Source organism: Enterobacter sp. SENG-6 (assembly GCF_001605945.1).
GTDB classification, from domain to species: Bacteria; Pseudomonadota; Gammaproteobacteria; order Enterobacterales; family Enterobacteriaceae; genus Enterobacter; species Enterobacter cloacae.
In genome coordinates this window covers 1-19,458 of the sequence record NZ_LOMM01000002.1, presented here as the reverse complement: position 1 = coordinate 19,458, position 19,458 = coordinate 1, and the positions used below count along the sequence as shown (strand labels likewise).

The following is a 19,458-nucleotide window of genomic DNA, read 5'->3' as shown; positions in this document are numbered from 1 at the left end:
GGCACCCCGAGCCTTGTAGAGAGTGGGGTTATTGTTATGGGTACTGCTTGTGGGGGGGGATTATATTATCCCCTCACCCCGGCCCTCTCCCCAAAGGGGCGAGGGAGAAAAACACCGCACCGAACGATCCCCTCTCCCTTTGGGGAGAGGGTTAGGGTGAGGGGTAAATCCGTTACTTCTTCTTCACAGGGCGTTTCCAGCCCTGCTTGTGCACCTGCGGCACACGGCTTAATACCAGTTCGTTATCGGCGATATCGCGCGTAACGGTTGTCCCGGCGGCAATCGTTACGCCGTTACCCACAGTAACAGGCGCCACCAGCTGAGTGTCGGAACCGACAAACACATCATCACCGATGATGGTTTTAAACTTATTCGCGCCGTCATAGTTGCAGGTAATCGTTCCTGCGCCAATATTCACGTTGTCGCCAATTTCTGCATCGCCCAGATAGGTCAAATGACCGGCTTTAGAGCCTTTACCCAGACGCGCTTTTTTCATCTCAACGAAGTTTCCAACATGGGAGCCTTCCAGCAGCTCAGCCCCCGGGCGCAGACGCGCGAACGGCCCAATAGTGCATGCCGCGTCAAGACGGGCATCTTCCACCACGCTGTATGGGCTAATTTCGCAATCATCACCGATGATGCTGTTTTTGATCACACAGCCCGCACCAATTTTGACGCGGTTACCCAGCGTGACGTTACCTTCCAGGATAACGTTAGTATCAATTTCAACGTCGCGCCCGTGCGTTAACGTTCCACGCAGATCGAAACGCGCCGGATCGCGCAGCATCACGCCGGCCAGCAGCAGTTTTTCGGCCTGTTCGGACTGATAAACACGCTCCAGACGGGAAAGCTGAAGGCGGTTATTCACCCCTTCGGTTTCGCTGATACGCGCCGGGTGGACCGCCGCAATCTCACGCCCTTCCTGGTACGCCATCGCAATGATGTCGGTGATGTAGTATTCACCCTGCGCGTTGTTGTTGTTGAGCTTAGACAGCCAGCGCTTCATGTCCGCGCCTTTAGCCATCAGGATACCGGTGTTGATCTCCTGAATCTGGCGCTGTGCTTCGCTGGCGTCTTTATGTTCAACGATACCCGTGACGTTGCCGTTTTCACGGGTGATGCGGCCGTAGCCGGTCGGATCGTCCAGCACGACGGTTAATAAACCGATACCGCCCTGCGGTTTGGCTTCACGCAGGCGAGTCAGTGTGTCGATGGAGATCAGCGGAACATCGCCGTAGAGCATCAGAATGTCTTCGTCATCGGCAAAGAACGGTGCTGCCTGCTGCATTGCGTGGCCGGTTCCCAGCTGTTCAGCCTGAAGCACCCAGTTGAGCTTGTCATCGCTCAGCGTCTTTTTAAGCAGATCGCCGCCGTGGCCATAGACCAGGTGAACCTGGCGAGCGCCCAATTCATTTGCTGCATCAATAACATGCTGCACCATTGGCTTTCCTGCCAGTGTATGAAGCACTTTAGGCAGATCGGAATACATGCGGGTACCTTTGCCTGCGGCAAGGATCACCACGCTCATCGCACTGTTTGACATACGCATCCTGACGGTAGTTTGAGTGAGAAGTAAAAACGTTTGGTGCTTAAAATTCTACATCTTTTTCGTCATGAATTAAGGACGAAAAAAAAGCCAGCCTGGTATCCAGACTGGCTTTTGTGCTTTTCAAGCCGGTGTTACATCGCTTTTTTGGTCAACTCGATAACGCGCAGTTTGGCGATCGCTTTGGCCAGCTCCGCAGACGCCTGAGCGTAATCCACGTCACCATGAGAGCTGCTAATGTGCTCTTCAGCCTTACGCTTCGATTCCAGGGCTCGCGCTTCGTCGAGATCCTGGCCACGAATAGCGGTATCGGCCAGAACGGTCACACTGCCAGGCTGCACTTCAAGAATGCCGCCGGACAGATAGATAAACTCTTCGTGACCGAACTGTTTAACGATGCGGATCATACCAGGCTTAATGGCGGTGAGCAGCGGTGCGTGACCCGGGAAGATACCCAGTTCACCTTCACTACCCGTTACCTGGATTTTCTCGACCAGACCAGAGAACATTTGTTGTTCTGCGCTGACGACGTCCAGGTGGTAAGTCATTGCCATATCACCCTCCGATTAAGGCGTTAAAGTTTTTTGGCTTTTTCCACAGCTTCTTCGATGGAACCAACCATGTAGAACGCCTGCTCTGGCAGGTGATCGTATTCGCCTTCCATGATGCCTTTAAAGCCACGGATGGTGTCTTTCAGGGAAACGTATTTACCTGGAGAACCGGTGAATACTTCCGCAACGAAGAACGGCTGGGACAGGAAGCGCTGGATCTTACGCGCACGTGCTACCACCAGTTTGTCTTCTTCAGACAGTTCATCCATACCCAGGATGGCGATGATGTCTTTCAGTTCCTGGTAACGCTGCAGCAGGGACTGTACGCCACGCGCGGTGTCGTAGTGTTCTTGACCAACAACCAGTGGATCCAGCTGACGGCTGGTGGAGTCCAGTGGGTCAACGGCCGGGTAGATACCCAGAGACGCGATCTGACGGCTCAGTACCACGGTTGCATCTAAGTGCGCAAAGGTGGTTGCTGGTGATGGGTCAGTCAAGTCATCCGCAGGTACATATACCGCCTGAACGGAGGTGATAGAACCGGTTTTGGTAGAGGTGATACGTTCCTGAAGAACACCCATCTCTTCCGCCAGCGTAGGCTGATAACCTACCGCTGAAGGCATACGACCCAGCAGTGCAGATACTTCAGTACCGGCCAGGGTGTAACGGTAGATGTTATCAACGAACAGCAGAACGTCACGGCCTTCGTCACGGAACTTCTCAGCCATCGTCAGACCAGTCAGCGCAACGCGCAGACGGTTTCCTGGTGGCTCGTTCATCTGGCCGTAAACCAGGGATACTTTGTCCAGAACGTTGGAGTCGGTCATTTCGTGGTAGAAGTCGTTACCCTCACGAGTACGTTCACCTACGCCCGCAAATACGGAGTAACCGGAGTGCTCGATCGCGATGTTACGGATCAGCTCCATCATGTTTACGGTTTTACCTACACCCGCACCACCGAACAGACCAACTTTACCGCCCTTCGCAAACGGACACATCAGGTCGATAACTTTGATACCGGTTTCCAGCAGTTCCTGAGAGCTAGACAGCTCTTCGTAGGAAGGTGCCGCGCGGTGGATAGCCCAACGCTCTTCTTCACCGATGTCGCCTTTCATGTCGATTGGCTGACCCAATACGTTCATGATACGACCCAGTGTTGCTTTACCTACCGGGACTTCGATCGGGTGCTCAAGGTCTTTAACTTCCAGACCACGACGCAGACCGTCGGAAGAACCCATCGCGATGGTACGCACGATACCGCCGCCGAGCTGCTGCTGAACTTCCAGCACCAGGCTCTCGTTACCATTCTGTACCTCAAGCGCGTCGTACACGCGTGGTACGGCGTCCTGAGGGAACTCGACGTCCACCACGGCGCCGATTACCTGGACAATCTTTCCAGTAGCCATCTTGAATCCTCTACGTAATTCGTAAACCTGGTTAAACCGCGGCGGCCCCCGAGACGATCTCGGTGAGTTCCTGAGTAATGCTGGCCTGACGAGCTTTGTTGTAAACCAACTGCAGCTCTTTAATCAGGCTGCCGCCATTATCGGTCGCGGCTTTCATCGCCACCATTCGTGCGGCCTGCTCGCTGGCCAGGTTTTCTACAACGCCCTGATAAACCTGAGATTCAACGTAACGACGCAGCAGGGTATCCAGCAGCGGTTTCGGATCGGGTTCATACAGGTAATCCCAGGCTTTCTGTTTCAGCTCGTCATCTTCTGAAGCCGGTAAAGGCAGCATCTGAGTGAGCGTTGGCACCTGAGACATGGTGTTAATAAATTTGTTGCTGACAACGTACAGTCTGTCCAGACGGCCTTCATCATAGGCCTGCAACATCACTTTAACCGGGCCGATCAGTTCGGACAGGGACGGGTTATCACCCATACCGGTCACCTGAGCGACAATGTTGCCACCAACGGAGTTAAAGAAAGAGACGCCTTTAGAGCCGATCAATGCGAGGTCGCACTGAACGCCTTTATCGGACCAGCCTTTCATATCCGCCAGCAGTTTTTTGAACAGGTTAATGTTCAAGCCGCCACACAGACCACGGTCGGTCGACACCACCAGGTAGCCCACGCGCTTAACGTCGCGTTCTTCCAGGTAAGGGTGCTTATATTCCAGATTACCGTTTGCAAGGTGACCAATCACTTTGCGCATGGTTTCTGCATAAGGACGGCTGGCCGCCATGCGATCCTGCGATTTACGCATTTTGGAAGCGGCGACCATCTCCATCGCTTTAGTGATCTTTTGCGTGTTCTGGACGCTTGCGATCTTACTACGTATCTCTTTTGCGCCGGCCATGAGCTTCTCCTCAATGCCAGGCGGCTTGTCCTGAGACAAGCCGCCGGACGATTACCAGGATTGGGTTGCTTTGAAGGAATCGAGGATAGCTTTCAGCTTGCCTTCGATTTCGTCGTTATAGCCACCGGTCTGGTTGATCTCTTGCATCAGCGGAGCGTGATCACGGTCGACGTAAGCCAGCAGAGCGGCTTCGAAGCTACCGATTTTCGCCAGTTCCACATCTTCGAGGTAACCGCGTTCAGCCGCGAACAGTACCAGGCCCTGCTGAGCAACAGACATTGGTGCGTACTGTTTCTGCTTCAGCAGCTCGGTCACTTTCTGACCGTGGCTCAGCTGTTTACGGGTTGCTTCGTCCAGATCGGATGCGAACTGAGAGAACGCAGCCAGTTCACGATACTGTGCCAGCGCGGTACGGATACCACCGGACAGTTTCTTGATGATCTTGGTCTGAGCAGCACCACCTACACGGGATACGGAGATACCCGGGTTAACCGCCGGACGAATACCGGAGTTAAACAGGTTGGTTTCCAGGAAGATCTGACCATCGGTAATGGATATTACGTTGGTCGGAACGAACGCAGAAACGTCACCCGCCTGGGTTTCAATGATCGGCAGCGCGGTCAGAGAGCCCGTTTTACCCTTCACTTCACCTTTGGTGAAGTTCTCGACGTATTCCGCGTTAACGCGGGAAGCACGCTCCAGCAGACGAGAGTGGAGGTAGAATACGTCGCCAGGGAACGCTTCACGTCCTGGTGGACGACGGAGCAGCAGGGAAACCTGACGATAAGCAACAGCCTGTTTAGACAGGTCATCGTATACGATCAGTGCATCTTCACCGCGGTCACGGAAGTATTCACCCATTGCACAACCGGCGTATGGCGCCAGGTATTGCAGTGCAGCAGATTCAGAAGCGGTAGCCACAACAACGATGGTGTTAGACAGCGCGCCGTGCTCTTCCAGTTTACGAACCACGTTAGAAATGGTGGACGCTTTCTGGCCGATAGCCACGTACACACATTTGATGCCGGAGTCACGCTGGTTGATGATGGCATCGATAGCCATCGCGGTTTTACCGGTCTGACGGTCACCGATGATCAGTTCACGCTGACCACGACCGATTGGGATCATGGCATCAACGGACTTATAACCCGTCTGAACAGGCTGATCTACGGACTGACGGTCGATAACGCCCGGTGCGATAACTTCGATTGGAGAGAAGCCATCGTGCTCAACCGGACCTTTACCGTCGATTGGTGCACCCAGGGTGTTAACAACACGACCCAGCAGGCCACGGCCAACCGGAACTTCCAGAATACGGCCAGTACACTTAACCTTCATGCCTTCGGCGAGGTCAGCGTATGGACCCATCACAACTGCACCTACGGAGTCGCGCTCCAGGTTCAGTGCGATAGCGTAACGGTTACCCGGCAGGGAAATCATCTCACCCTGCATACAATCGGCCAGGCCGTGGATGCGGATAACACCGTCACTTACAGAAACAATAGTACCTTCGTTATGAGCTTCGCTCACAACATTGAACTGAGCAATGCGCTGCTTGATCAGTTCGCTGATTTCGGTGGAATTCAGTTGCATGCTCCAGTCCCCTTAAGACTGCAAGACGTCTGCAAGGCGCTCAAGACGGCCGCGTACGCTGCCATCAATGACCATATCACCCGAGCGGATGATTACGCCTGCCATTACAGACTTATCGATTTTGCAATTCAGCTTAACTTTGCGTGACAGACGTTTTTCCATCGCGGCGGTAATTTTCGCAAGCTGTTCATGACTCAGTTCAGTCGCAGAAGTTACTTCAACTTCAGCAGTAGCTTCACTAAGGGCACGTAAGTGCTCAAACTGCTCGAGAACATCCGGGAGCACACGGAGACGACCATTTTCTGCCATTACCTTAATCAGGTTCTGGCCGTTGGCATCCAGTTGCTCTCCGCACACGGCGATGAACGACGCGGCGAGGGTTTCAGGTGCTAATGCACCAGAAAGCAACTCGGCCATTTGTTCGTTTTTCGTCACCTCAGCGGCAAACGCCAGCATATTCTGCCAGCGATCGACATTTTGGTGTTCGACAGCAAAGTCAAAAGCTGCTTTGGCGTAGGGGCGAGCTACCGTAACAAATTCAGACATCAGCCCCTCCCTCCTTACAGTTCAGCGACAAGTTTGTCCACGATGTCGCTGTTAGCAGCTTCATCCACGGAACGTTCGATGATCTTCTCGGCGCCAGCAACAGCCAGAATCGCAACCTGCTTACGCAGTTCTTCACGAGCACGTTTACGCTCAGCTTCAATTTCAGCCTGAGCCTGTGTCACGATCTTAGTACGTTCCTGTTCTGCTTCAGCTTTGGCTTCGTCCAGGATCTGAGAACGGCGTTTGTTAGCCTGTTCGATGATTACCTGAGCTTCCGCTTTCGCTTTTTTCAGCTGGTCTGTCGCGTTGGCCTGTGCAAGGTCCAAATCTTTCTTTGCACGTTCTGCAGAAGCCAGACCGTCAGCAATTTCTTTCTGACGTTTTTCGATGGCAGCCATTAAAGGCGGCCATACATACTTCATGCAGAACCAGACAAAGATAATAAACGCGATGGCCTGGCCGAGGATTGTTGCGTTCATGTTCACAGCACAATACCTCTTAAATTTCTGTGGCTTGGGGTTTTAAAACAACTACTACGCGACAGCAAACATCACGTACAGACCCAGACCTACAGCGATCATTGGGATAGCATCCACCAGACCCATAACGATAAAGAACTGAGTACGCAGCAGAGGAATCAGATCAGGTTGACGCGCAGCGCCTTCCAGGAATTTGCCCCCGAGGATGCCGATACCGATCGCAGCACCGATAGCCGCCAGACCCATCATCACAGCGGCAGCCATGTACAGCAGATCCATATTCAGGTTTTCCATGACAGTCTCCAGTTTGTTTCAATTAAAACGTAGTAGTGTTGGTAAAAAATCAGTGCTCTTCAGACGCCATCGACAGATAGACGATCGTCAGAACCATGAAGATAAAGGCTTGCAGCGTAATGATCAGGATGTGGAAAATGGCCCACGGCACATTCAGAACCCACTGTGACCACCACGGCAGAAGACCCGCGATCAGAATGAAAATCAGCTCACCCGCATACATGTTGCCGAACAGTCGCAGACCCAGTGAAACAGGTTTGGACAGCAGGCTAACGCCTTCCAGGATCAGGTTGACCGGAATAAACGCCCAGTGGTTGAACGGCTGCAAGGTAAGCTCTTTCACAAAGCCGCTTACGCCTTTCATTTTGATGCTGTAGAAAAGAATCAGGATAAACACGCCCAGCGCCATCGACAGGGTGATGTTCACGTCAGCAGACGGAACCACGCGCAGAGCAGGCAGACCGAAGACATGCTCGCCAATCCACGGCAGGAAATCGATAGGCAGAAGGTCCATCAGGTTCATCAGGAAGACCCACACGAACACGGTCAGTGCCAGTGGCGCAATCAGCTTGCTCTTACCATGGTACATGTCTTTCACGCTGCCATGGACGAAGCCGATAATCATCTCAACGAACGTCTGGAATTTCCCTGGAACACCGCTGGTCGCCTTTTTAGCAACACCGCGGAACATGGCCAGGAACAGAAGACCCAAAACCACCGAGAAGAACATGGAGTCGATGTTGATCGTCCAGAAGGTGGCCGGGGGGTTATGCGGATCCACCAGCGAGAATGTACGCAGGTCCAGCTGAAGGTTATTCAGATGGTGACCTATGTAATCCTGCGGCGTCATATTTTCTGAAGCCATGATGCCTTTTACCCTTTGTTATTGATTACAGCTGGAGCCAGAACTTGTACCACCAGCACCAAAACCCACGTAGCTATCAGCGGCATGAATACCACTTTCAAAACCGCCAGCGCCATCACCAGTAGAGCAAAGGTCAGCAACACCTTACACACTTCGCCGAGGGCGAAGGACCAGGCCACGCGGCCTTTGGCAGGTGTATGCGCCTGATGACGCCAGGCAAAAATCATAAACAACACGTTTGGCAGCACAACCGCCAAACCCCCGCACACGGCGGAGATGCCCCAGAAGGGGTCTTTGAGGCTAAACAGCAGTCCACTTGCTATCACAGCCAGAAACTGAATGAACAGAAGCTTACGAGCAACGTTTCTACTCAAGAGCGACACAGACATCACGTTTTTACTCCTGCTCCCTTCGAGGTATGCCGCGTGTCGTATAAAACGTCCTTTAAGGCTCAGAGTCAAGCATCAAAAAGCGGTCAAATTATACGGTGCGCACCCGTGATTTCAAACATTAAGTAGCGAAAAGGTGAATAAATGTTTAAATATTTTTCCCCGCCGCTATTTTTCAACTTTTGATGAAAGCCCCGACCTTCGAGCAAAACTGCAAACAGCGCGAAAACGTTGACTACAAAGCGTGCACGAGATCACAAAATACACATTTGCGATAAGGTTGTATTTATCAAACTCGTAAATCGCTTAATTTCATCTTTCTGAAATTAAAGATAAAATGTCGCAACTATTTTCAAAACAGCCCCGTATACAATAAAAACCTTTTATTGACATTCTTAATAAATATTTAACATTGCATTCTGGTTGCTGCTTTCCACTTTTAGCAGGCTGATATTTTCGTGGTTGATTATCTTCAGGGTGAACAATGGTGAGGAAGTTAACCATTAGAAAACCCTTAGTAAAAACACGGTTAAATTCTCTCCGGCAAAATCCGTTGTGTTGTGCTGTTTTTTAACACTGACAGAACAGCACAAATTCCACATTTTTTATTAATTTTTTAAAAATTGTTTGGCTTAATTATCACCAGATGACGTTCGCCTTCGAGCTGAGGAATCTGTAATTTCTCAATGGACTCGACGGCAAAACCGTCCGGAAGCTGTTCAATTTCATCGCCGGGCAACTGCCCTTTCAGCGCATAAAAACGGCCATTCTCTGCCGGTAAGTGCTTACACCAGCTCACCATGTCATTAAGCGAAGCAAACGCACGGCTGATAACCCCGTCGAACGGTGGCTCTGCCGGGAACTCCTCTACCCTGCTTTGCACAGGCGTGATGTTCTCAAGCTTCAGCTCATGCTGTACCTGGCGCAAAAAACGCACGCGCTTGCCAAGGCTATCCAGCAGCGTGAAATGGCTTTCCGGGCGGACAATTGACAGGGGAATACCCGGCAGGCCAGGACCCGTGCCCACATCGATAAAGCGCTCACCGTTCAGGTACGGCGCAACCACAATGCTATCGAGAATATGGCGAATCAGCATCTCGTTCGGGTCGCGTACGGAGGTGAGGTTGTACGCTTTATTCCATTTGTTCAGCATATCGACATAGGCCACCAGCTGATTTTTCTGGTGATCGGTGAGCGAAATACCTGCCTGATCCAGCAGACGAGAGAGTTTATTGAGCACGGTGAATACCTGTTGAGAGACTTAAGTGGCGGGTGACGCTTAGCTAACCCGCCCTACGGAGTTCTGTAGGCCCGGTAAGCGCTGCGCCACCGGGCGAATTACACATATTACGCGCTGCGGCGCAGCATGCCCTGCTTTTTCAGCCACACCAGCAGAATTGAAATCGCTGCTGGGGTAACGCCCGAGATGCGGGAGGCCTGGCCGATCGACACCGGTTTGTGATCGTTCAGTTTGGCGATCACCTCGTTGGACAGCCCCGTCACCTGACGATAGTCCAGCATTTCCGGCAGCAGCGTGTTTTCGTTACGCTGCTGCTTTTCGATCTCATCCTGCTGACGCGCGATGTAACCTTCGTATTTCACCTGGATCTCAACCTGCTCTGCCGCTTCAGCGTCTTCAAGACCCGGGGCAAAGGCGGTGAGTTTCACCAGATTCTCATAGGTCACTTCCGGGCGACGCAGCAGATCTTCACCGCTGGCTTCGCGCGAGAGCGGCGCAGTTAAGTGAGCGTTCACTTCCGCAGCGGTTTCGGCCTGCGGATTAACCCAGGTCGTTTTCAGGCGCTGACGTTCCTGCTCAATGCGCTCCAGTTTCTCGTTGAAGCGTGCCCAGCGTTCGTCATCCACCAGACCCAGCTCACGACCCATTTCGGTCAGACGCAGGTCGGCGTTATCTTCGCGCAGCATCAGGCGATATTCCGCGCGAGAGGTAAACATACGGTACGGTTCTTTGGTGCCCAGCGTGCAGAGATCGTCGACCAGCACGCCCAGATAAGCCTGAGAACGCGCCGGAGCCCAGCCCTCTTTCTCTGCAGAGAAACGGGCGGCGTTCAGACCGGCCAGCAGGCCCTGTGCAGCAGCTTCTTCGTAACCGGTGGTGCCGTTAATCTGACCTGCGAAGAACAGACCGTGGATGAATTTGCTCTCCAGGGTTGGCTTCAGGTCACGCGGATCGAAGAAATCGTACTCAATAGCGTAGCCAGGGCGAACGATTTTCGCATTCTCCATCCCCTGCATTGAGCGAACAATTTGCATCTGCACATCGAACGGCAGGCTGGTGGAGATGCCGTTCGGATAGATTTCGTTCGAGGTCAGCCCTTCAGGCTCCAGGAAGATCTGGTGCTGGTTACGATCGGCAAAGCGCATGACTTTGTCTTCGATCGACGGGCAATAGCGTGGGCCGATCCCTTCGATCACGCCGGCGTACATTGGGCTGCGATCGAGGTTATTGCGGATCACGTCATGGGTTTTTTCGTTGGTATGCGTGATATAGCACGGTACCTGCTGCGGATGCTGCGCTGCATTGCCCATGAACGAGAAGACCGGCATTGGGTTATCGCCGTGCTGTTGTGCCAGCACGCTGAAATCAATGGTGCGCGCATCAATACGCGGTGGAGTACCGGTTTTCAGACGGCTGACACGCAGCGGCAGTTCACGCAGACGGCGTGACAATGGGATAGATGGCGGATCGCCAGCACGTCCACCGCTGTAATTATCCAGACCGATATGGATCTTACCGTCCAGGAATGTCCCGACGGTCAGAACAACCGCTTTGGCGCGGAATTTGAGCCCCATCTGGGTAACCGCGCCAACGACACGATCGTTCTCCACGATAAGATCTTCCACTGCCTGCTGGAAGATCATCAGGTTCGGCTGGTTCTCCAGGGCGGTACGCACCGCCTGACGATAAAGCACGCGGTCTGCCTGAGCGCGGGTCGCACGCACAGCGGGGCCTTTACTGGCGTTTAGTATCCTAAACTGAATGCCTGCGTGATCGATCGCTTTCGCCATCAGGCCGCCAAGTGCATCCACTTCTTTTACCAGGTGTCCTTTCCCAATGCCGCCAATCGCCGGATTACAGGACATTTGTCCCAGCGTGTCGATATTGTGTGTCAAAAGCAGGGTCTGCTGACCCATTCGCGCTGCGGCCATTGCGGCCTCAGTGCCTGCGTGACCCCCGCCAATGATGATGACGTCAAAAGGATCCTGATAAAACATGGTGGTCTGCCTCGCGTAAAGCGGTATGAAAATGGATTGAAGCCCGGGCCGTGGATTCTACTCAACTTTAGTCTTTCGAGAAAGCATTGGGATCCTGGGCTATTAAAAAGAAGATCTTTTTATTTAGAGATCTGTTCTATTGTGATCTCTTATTAGGATCGCGGACCTTTGTGGATAAGTCCGATCTCATAAAGAAGATCATGGGGTTAGAAAGGATCGTTTGCTGTGAATGATCGGTGATCCTGGCCCGTATAAGCTGGGATCAGATCGCGACTTTATACACAGGGCAAAAACGACTTCAACGTTGTTCTTTGGATAACTACTGCTTAATACGAGCTTTTAACCAGAGTTATCCACATCTGTTCGCGCGATCTTTAATCGTTTTTGAGTAAATTTTTCCATTCACCCAGCCAGATCTCAGCCGGATCCTCCGGAATATCATGATCGAGGATGTTGATCTTCAGCGTTTCACCCACCTGTTTTGCTCCGCAGGCGGTGACAGCGGCTTCCACTTTCTCTATAGCACCGCAGAAGGTGTCATATTCACGGCTGCCAATACCCACTGCGCCAAAACGCACGTTTGACAGGTCTGGCTGCTGTTCCTGCAGTTCGTCATATAAAGGTTGCAGGTTATCCGGTAGATCGCCTGCGCCATGCGTGGAGGTGATCACCAGCCAGACCCCATCAGTCGGGAGATCTTCAAGCAAAGGCCCGTGCAGCGTTTGTGTGGAAAATCCCGCATCCTCCAGCTTCTCAGCCAGATGTTCCGCTACATATTCCGCGCCGCCAAGGGTGCTGCCACTGATAAGGGTAATGTCCGCCATTGATCGCTCGCTCAGATAAAGAGGGGGCCATTGTACGCTGTGAACGGGCTGGGATCTACCTGTGGAAAATGTGGGTATGGATTTGCCCGATCAGGGGCGAATGGTACGCATGATCGGGTTTTGCAGGGAGATCAACGTCTCGGTGGACTGAATTTCATCGATTGTTTGGATCTTGTTGATAAGTACCTGCTGCAGGGCATCTATGGATCGACACATCACCTTGATAAAGATGCTGTAGTGGCCGGTGGTGTAGTACGCCTCTGTGACTTCATCGAGCGCGTTCAGCCTCGCCAGCGCGGAAGGATAATCTTTTGCGCTTTTAAGAATAATGCCAATAAAGCAGCAGACGTCATAGCCCAGCTGTTTTGGGCTGACATCGATACGAGCCCCGGTAATGATCCCCGCCTGTTTCATCTTCTCTACACGAACATGAATCGTCCCCGGGCTGACGCCAAACTGCTTCGCCAGTTCGGCATAGGCGGTACGGGCATTGGCCATTAACGCCTCCAGGATGCCGCGGTCCAGATTATCGATCTGATAATTTTCCATAGCTTTTTCTTATGAAGATTAATGAATCACTCTATTCTAGCGTTAAATTTTAACGAATAAAAAGTGAATGTGGCTTTTTGTTGTTTGATTATTGAATTTAATGCCTTTTCTGTTGCTTAATCAATACCAACAGGACGCAGGAGTAAAAATAATGAAAACCGCTTATATCGCAAAACAACGCCAGATCAGTTTCGTTAAATCCCATTTTTCCCGCCAGCTGGAAGAGAAGCTGGGTCTGATTGAAGTTCAGGCACCGATTCTCAGCCGCGTGGGTGATGGGACGCAGGATAACTTGTCCGGATGCGAAAAAGCGGTGCAGGTGAAAGTGAAAACACTGCCAGACGCCCAGTTCGAAGTGGTTCATTCCCTCGCGAAGTGGAAGCGTCAAACCCTGGGACAGCACGACTTCAGCGCGGGCGAAGGACTCTACACGCACATGAAAGCCCTTCGCCCCGATGAAGACCGCTTGTCTGCCATTCACTCTGTTTACGTTGACCAGTGGGACTGGGAGCGCGTAATGGGTGATGGCGAGCGCCATGTCGGCACGCTGAAATCCACCGTTGAGGCGATCTACGCCGGGATCAAAGCGACCGAAGCGGCCGTAAGCAAAGAGTTTGGTCTGGCACCGTTCCTGCCGGAATCGATCCACTTTGTTCACAGCCAGGAGTTGCTGAGTCGTTTCCCGGATCTGGATGCTAAAGGTCGTGAACGTGCGATCGCTAAAGAACTGGGTGCCGTCTTCCTGATGGGGATCGGCGGTAAGCTGTCGGATGGTAAACGTCATGATGTTCGTGCACCGGATTATGATGACTGGAGCACCATGAGCGAGGGCGAATTTGCCGGTCTGAACGGCGATATTCTGGTCTGGAACCCCGTGCTGGAAGATGCGTTTGAACTCTCCTCAATGGGGATCCGCGTGGATGCTGATGCGCTGAAACGCCAGCTGGCGGTGACCGGTGATGAAGATCGTCTCACGCTGGAATGGCACCAGGCGCTGCTGCGCGGTGAGATGCCGCAGACCATTGGCGGCGGCATCGGCCAGTCCCGTCTGACCATGCTGCTGCTGCAGTTGTCGCATATTGGTCAGGTGCAGTGTGGTGTCTGGCCGCAGCAGGTACGTGAAAGCGTCAGCTCGCTTCTGTAATTAACGCTGCCAGCGCCTGAGCAGGCGGCTACGCAACCCGGTATCAAAGCGCCAGATATGATCGAAGATGCGCATGATGCCGGGTTTTCCATGGGCGGACATCGCCACTGCGTGGAAACGGTGCTGATGCACCCGCTGTAACTCCTTCACTTTATTCACCACGTCATCCGGCAGCCGCTGGGCAATAAAATCGGAAATCACCACCGCGTCAGCGTCGTACCAGTCGCCGCCCTGCATACGTTCCACAATGCTGCGAAAACAGCTGGCCAGATCGGTACCGCCGCGAAAACGCTGGCTTAAAAAGCGGATCGCCTGCTCAATACCCTGCTGATGGGTCAGCTCATAGCTGACCACTTCGCTGGAAAAGAGCATGATAAAGCAGCGACGCCGGTCAGCGAGCGCCACGCGCATCAGCGCCAGGCAGAACGCTTTGGCACACTGTTCGTTGAAACCGCCCATCGATCCAGATGTATCCACACAAACAATAAATGGGCCGCGCGGTTGCTCATCAAAATCCTGATGGACCACCGGACGTTGGCTGATTTTTTCGCGCCAGGCTTCGCCATGCAGGCGATAGGTCAGAAGCTGTTTTTCCACCAGCCGACGATAAAACTCATATTCCAGCTCGGTCATCCCGAGCGTGCTCAGCTCCGTAGGCAGCAGGCGTAAAATGTCATCGCTTTGCTGGAGCCCATCCACCTGTTCCGGCACGGTGGCCGGTTCCCGCACCAGGGTGCGGAAGGTTTCCATCGGGGCATCCTTCTTTGGGACCGATTTAGCCTCTCTTGAGCGACCCAGCTGTTCCGCAAGCTTCATCAGCTCGGGCTGCTGCGCCAGGAAATCACCATACCGGACAATCAGCTGATAATCCCCACGCCTGATTTGGCCTGCACTCATATCCCAGAGACGTCCGGCGGCGTTTTCATTTTCTACCAGTACCTGCTCCAGCTGACCGCTTAAGGTCATGCGTTCCTGAACTTCGCTGAGCAATTGTTCACGCTCTTCATCCAGCAGTTGCTGGTTCAGCGTCGTGGCCTGAACCACAAGACTGAGACGCCAGCGCTGTAAAAAGAGTGTGTGTAAGGCGGGGGTGAAGGTGGCGTTATCGGTGACCAGCGCCCGGGCCTGGCTGGCAAATGGGGAGTGTACTTTATCGAGTAACGTCAGGGTTTGCGGGATCTGAACAATAAACTGCGACGTGGAAAGCCGCTGGCACTGCTGATAGCAGGCCACCTCTTCGGTTAACTCCTGTGGCACTTCGGTCTCTTTAAACCGCTGTCGCAGGTTGTCCCGCCAGCGCGGGAGATCGTCCGTCATTGCTTTTTTTAGCTTCGGGAATTTTTCAAAAAAAGCCGCCAGCTGAGGAGACGCCAGAAGAGTAATGATCACCTCTTCGATCAACCCATCTTCGCTGACGGCCAGCATGACGTTAAGCGTATCCAGCGTTAGCATTGACGAGCCTGTTTGATCTGCGCGCTCACGTCCTGCAGGCTGGCTTCAATGCGACCTAACCAGTCGCTGTGAATAAAGAGGCACTTTTGCTGTTCGCTGAAGCGCGTATGCTGCTGATGCCATTCGGTATCCAGCGCCTCCAGCTGCTGCGTGATCTCTTCCGGAATGCTGTCAGAGGCGCTTCCCGGGAGGGCAAGGCGTGACCCCTGTAGGCTTACGTCGCGGATCACCAGGTGCTGACTGCTGTCCACTTCCATATTCAGCGGCTGTGCAAAGCCTATACCGTTAAGCTTACCGCGGATCTCTCCGCCCTTATCAAGCCACTGGGCCAGCGCGTCACGCTCAAGCGTAATGTGCACCACCTGCATGTCATGGAGTTTAAGCGGCTGCTGGAGAAGCAGCGTCAGCGTTGGGCTGGTCAGCTCAGCGGGCAGTTCGTAGTGCGGTTTACGGGCGAACATGCCGCCAAGACGGTTCACCTTCAGCGCGGTTTTATCACTTTGCTGCTGCTGTAGCTGAATGCGCCGTTGGGCTATCGCCCCAAGCTGGTTGAGCATTGATTGCTGGCCCCAGGCGTGTCCGGTCATCAATATTTCAAGCTGCTGCTGCATCAGATTCATCCCTTCGGCATCGTGCCAGAGGCAGTCTTTCAGCAGGATAAGATCGATAGGGGCAACCGCGTCGCGTCCGCTGAACAGGGCGCTGGCCTGCAGCAGACGAATTGCTTTTTTCCAGCGACGGTCGGAAACATAGGGTGCAGAAGGAAGGAGATCGAGCTGCTGACGGAGCTGGTAGATCAACTCAAAGACCGCGTCCGGCAGTGTGATCTTGCCGATATCCACCTGCCACTGCTGATACTCCTCATCCGTGACCTGCAGTGAAGCGGCTACCGGGTTTTCATTTTCATCCTGCTGGCTGGTCAGCATGGAGCGGAAGTTCGATTTATCCTGCACTTTGTCCAGCCACAGGCGGATCAGCATGCGGTCATACAGCGCTTCAAGGCTGCTGTCGGCTTCGGGAAGTTCGTTCGAGGCGGCCACCAGCAGGCGCATCGGGATTCTTTCTTCGCTGGCGCCGTTACGGAACCGGCGTTCGTTAATCGCCGTGAGCAGGGTATTCAGAATGGCCGGTCCCGCTTTCCAGATCTCATCGAGAAAAACAATCTCTGCTTCCGGCAGATACCCCTCGGTAAGGCGTTGATAGCGCCCCTCATCTTTCAGCGCCTGGATGGACAGCGGGCCGAAAACCTCTTCAGGGGTGGAAAATCGGGTCATCAGGTATTCGAAGGCGCGTGCATTCTGAAAGGCAAATTTCAGCCTACGGGCAATCAGGCTTTTGGCAATGCCCGGCGGGCCAAGCAGAAATACGCTTTCACCGCTCAACGCCGCCAGTAAACAGAGGCGGATGGCGTGACTGCGTTCGAAAAGACCTTTCTCCAGTGCGCTGCTGAGACGGGAAATTCTTTCTGCTAATAAATGTGAGTGAGCCATAATAGTTTTTGCATCCTTTCGCCGTCGTGGCGGCTAATTGAAGCGAGTATAGACGTTTCAGTCAGGGCTGGTAATAGGCTGAAGTGCGGCGCAATTTTCTTTGCGCTACATTAATGCGGTTGCATTTAGGGGTTCGATTTTGCAACGAATCGTGCATACTGTGCGCTTTTTGTGGACCAAGGGAACAGGAACACATTTGTTATTTAAACGAAAAGACTAGTCTATGAGCACTGATAATAAGCAATCATTACCCGCAATTACGCTTGCGGCGATCGGGGTTGTCTACGGTGATATCGGCACCAGCCCGCTTTATACGCTTCGTGAATGTCTGTCCGGCCAGTTTGGCTTTGGTGTTGAACGCGATGCCGTATTTGGCTTCCTGTCCCTCATCTTCTGGCTGCTGATCCTGGTGGTTTCTGTTAAATACCTCTCCTTTGTGATGCGTGCAGATAACGCAGGTGAGGGGGGGATCCTGACCCTGATGTCCCTTGCGGGGCGCAACACCTCGGCCAGAATGACGTCGGTACTGGTTATTATTGGCCTGATTGGTGGCAGCTTCTTCTATGGGGAAGTGGTCATCACGCCTGCTATCTCGGTGCTTTCGGCGATTGAGGGGCTTGAGATTATCGCACCACAGCTTGATACGTGGGTGGTTCCGCTGGCGATAATCGTTCTGACGTTGCTGTTTATTATCCAGAAGCACGGTACCGGGCTGGTGGGGAAACTGTTCGCACCGATTATGCTGGCCTGGTTCCTGATTCTGGCGGCGCTCGGTTTGCGCGGAGTTATTGGCAACCCGGAGGTTCTGCAGGCGCTGAACCCATACTGGGCTATCCATTTCTTCCTTGAATACAAAGTCGTTTCCTTCGTGGCGCTCGGCGCCGTTGTGCTCTCTATTACCGGTGTTGAAGCGCTGTATGCAGATATGGGGCACTTCGGCAAACTGCCGATTCGCGTGGCGTGGTTTTTAGTTGTCCTGCCATCGCTTGTATTGAACTACTTCGGGCAGGGGGCGCTGCTGCTGAAAAACCCGGAAGCGATTAAAAACCCCTTCTTCCTGCTGGCCCCGGATTGGGCGCTGGTGCCGATGCTTATTCTGGCCACGCTGGCCACCGTTATCGCATCTCAGGCGGTCATTTCCGGCGTGTTCTCTCTGACGCGCCAGGCCGTGCGTCTGGGGTATCTCTCTCCCATGCGTATCATCCATACCTCAGAGATGGAATCGGGCCAGATCTACATCCCGTTTGTTAACTGGCTGCTCTATTTTGCTGTGGTGATCGTGATCGTCAGCTTTGAGCACTCCAGCAACCTGGCCGCGGCGTACGGTATTGCGGTAACAGGCACCATGGTGCTGACTTCGCTTCTTTCCACCACGGTGGCGTACCGAAACTGGCACTGGAACAAGTTCCTCGTGGCGATGATTCTGGTGGGCTTCCTGTGCATCGACGTACCGCTGTTCTCGGCAAACCTCGATAAGATTGTCTCCGGCGGCTGGCTGCCGCTGACGCTTGGTCTGTTGATGTTCATTGTGATGACCACGTGGAAAAGCGAGCGTTTCCGTCTGCTGCGTCGTATGCATGAACACGGAAACTCCCTGGAGGCGATGATTGCCTCGCTGGAGAAATCCCCACCGGTTCGCGTACCGGGCACGGCGGTGTATATGTCTCGTGCATTGAACGTTATTCCGTTCGCATTGATGCATAACCTCAAGCACAACAAGGTGCTGCATGAGCGGGTTATCCTGCTGACCCTGCGCACCGAAGATGCACCGTATGTTCACAATGTGCGCCGTGTTCAAATTGAGCAACTGTCGCCAACCTTCTGGCGCGTGGTGGCGAGCTACGGCTGGCGTGAGACGCCGAACGTGGAAGAGGTCTTCCACCGCTGCGGTCTGGAAGGTTTAAGCTGCCGCATGATGGAAACATCGTTCTTTATGTCGCATGAGTCGCTGATTATCGGTAAACGTCCGTGGTATTTGCGCCTGCGCGGCAAGCTGTATCTTATTCTGCAGCGAAACGCCCTTCGTGCGCCGGACCAGTTTGAGATCCCGCCTAACCGCGTGATCGAGCTGGGAACCCAGGTCGAGATTTAAGCTCCTTAAAATGCCGGGTGGCCTTCTGTATGACCGGATACATAGGTGACAGATCAGACCGGGAACATAGGTAACACTTTTAGTCTATCCGGAGCACACTCTCGGT

At 53.3% G+C, this 19,458-nt stretch carries 18 protein-coding genes; 2 read left to right on the top strand and 16 right to left on the bottom strand.

What is annotated here, in order from left to right; translation table 11 throughout:
- Positions 1-172: 172 nt before the first annotated feature.
- From glmU to asnC, 14 genes are all read right to left on the bottom strand, one after another.
- A complete protein-coding gene (gene glmU, locus AX755_RS00960) occupies positions 173-1,543 on the bottom strand; it encodes a bifunctional UDP-N-acetylglucosamine diphosphorylase/glucosamine-1-phosphate N-acetyltransferase GlmU (RefSeq protein ID WP_062856141.1) in 1,371 nt (456 codons plus the stop codon).
- A gap of 137 nt (positions 1,544-1,680) precedes the next feature.
- Entirely contained in the window at positions 1,681-2,100 is a 420-nt protein-coding gene (locus tag AX755_RS00955; RefSeq protein ID WP_006177560.1) for a F0F1 ATP synthase subunit epsilon, read from the bottom strand.
- Between the two features lie 20 nt (positions 2,101-2,120).
- Positions 2,121-3,503: a F0F1 ATP synthase subunit beta gene (atpD, locus tag AX755_RS00950; protein ID WP_003862362.1), complete on the bottom strand. Its 1,383-nt coding sequence runs from the start codon at positions 3,501-3,503 to the stop codon at positions 2,121-2,123.
- Between the two features lie 31 nt (positions 3,504-3,534).
- Complete coding sequence (gene atpG / locus AX755_RS00945) at positions 3,535-4,398, bottom strand: F0F1 ATP synthase subunit gamma (RefSeq protein WP_003862364.1); 864 nt, start codon at positions 4,396-4,398, stop codon at positions 3,535-3,537.
- 51 nt (positions 4,399-4,449) lie between these two features.
- Positions 4,450-5,991, bottom strand: a complete 1,542-nt coding sequence (gene atpA, locus AX755_RS00940) for a F0F1 ATP synthase subunit alpha (protein ID WP_003862367.1) — start codon at positions 5,989-5,991, stop codon at positions 4,450-4,452.
- Positions 5,992-6,003: 12 nt separating this feature from the next.
- Positions 6,004-6,537, bottom strand: a complete 534-nt coding sequence (gene atpH / locus AX755_RS00935; protein WP_013099407.1) for a F0F1 ATP synthase subunit delta — start codon at positions 6,535-6,537, stop codon at positions 6,004-6,006.
- 14 nt (positions 6,538-6,551) lie between these two features.
- Positions 6,552-7,022: a F0F1 ATP synthase subunit B gene (atpF, locus tag AX755_RS00930; protein WP_013099406.1), complete on the bottom strand. Its 471-nt coding sequence runs from the start codon at positions 7,020-7,022 to the stop codon at positions 6,552-6,554.
- A 48-nt stretch (positions 7,023-7,070) separates the two neighbouring features.
- The gene (atpE, locus tag AX755_RS00925; RefSeq protein WP_000429386.1) at positions 7,071-7,310 is read right to left on the bottom strand and encodes a F0F1 ATP synthase subunit C; all 240 of its coding nucleotides are present in this window, start codon (positions 7,308-7,310) and stop codon (positions 7,071-7,073) included.
- Between the two features lie 49 nt (positions 7,311-7,359).
- Positions 7,360-8,175: a F0F1 ATP synthase subunit A gene (gene atpB, locus AX755_RS00920; RefSeq protein WP_013099405.1), complete on the bottom strand. Its 816-nt coding sequence runs from the start codon at positions 8,173-8,175 to the stop codon at positions 7,360-7,362.
- Between the two features lie 8 nt (positions 8,176-8,183).
- Entirely contained in the window at positions 8,184-8,564 is a 381-nt protein-coding gene (gene atpI / locus AX755_RS00915) for a F0F1 ATP synthase subunit I (protein WP_008500194.1), read from the bottom strand.
- A 616-nt stretch (positions 8,565-9,180) separates the two neighbouring features.
- Positions 9,181-9,804, bottom strand: coding sequence for a 16S rRNA (guanine(527)-N(7))-methyltransferase RsmG (gene rsmG / locus AX755_RS00910; protein ID WP_013099403.1), 624 nt, complete (start codon positions 9,802-9,804; stop codon positions 9,181-9,183).
- Positions 9,805-9,911: 107 nt separating this feature from the next.
- Positions 9,912-11,801, bottom strand: coding sequence for a tRNA uridine-5-carboxymethylaminomethyl(34) synthesis enzyme MnmG (gene mnmG, locus AX755_RS00905; RefSeq protein ID WP_008500196.1), 1,890 nt, complete (start codon positions 11,799-11,801; stop codon positions 9,912-9,914).
- Positions 11,802-12,175: 374 nt separating this feature from the next.
- A complete protein-coding gene (gene mioC / locus AX755_RS00900; protein WP_013099402.1) occupies positions 12,176-12,625 on the bottom strand; it encodes an FMN-binding protein MioC in 450 nt (149 codons plus the stop codon).
- Between the two features lie 90 nt (positions 12,626-12,715).
- Positions 12,716-13,174, bottom strand: a complete 459-nt coding sequence (asnC, locus tag AX755_RS00895) for a transcriptional regulator AsnC (RefSeq protein WP_014881879.1) — start codon at positions 13,172-13,174, stop codon at positions 12,716-12,718.
- 151 nt (positions 13,175-13,325) lie between these two features.
- Between asnC and asnA the strand changes: the two genes are divergently transcribed.
- Entirely contained in the window at positions 13,326-14,318 is a 993-nt protein-coding gene (gene asnA / locus AX755_RS00890) for an aspartate--ammonia ligase (RefSeq protein ID WP_013099401.1), read from the top strand.
- On the opposite strand, the gene viaA is transcribed toward asnA, so the two are convergent.
- Both viaA and ravA read right to left on the bottom strand, forming a co-directional pair.
- On the bottom strand, positions 14,319-15,770 hold the full coding sequence (gene viaA, locus AX755_RS00885; protein WP_013099400.1) for an ATPase RavA stimulator ViaA: 1,452 nt from the start codon (positions 15,768-15,770) through the stop codon (positions 14,319-14,321). It lies immediately after the preceding gene.
- Positions 15,764-17,260, bottom strand: coding sequence for an ATPase RavA (ravA, locus tag AX755_RS00880; protein ID WP_062856140.1), 1,497 nt, complete (start codon positions 17,258-17,260; stop codon positions 15,764-15,766). Before ravA ends, viaA begins: the two co-directional genes overlap by 7 nt.
- A 223-nt stretch (positions 17,261-17,483) precedes the next feature.
- Between ravA and kup the strand changes: the two genes are divergently transcribed.
- A complete protein-coding gene (kup, locus tag AX755_RS00875) occupies positions 17,484-19,352 on the top strand; it encodes a low affinity potassium transporter Kup (RefSeq protein ID WP_013099398.1) in 1,869 nt (622 codons plus the stop codon).
- The last annotated feature ends 106 nt before the right edge of the window (positions 19,353-19,458 follow it).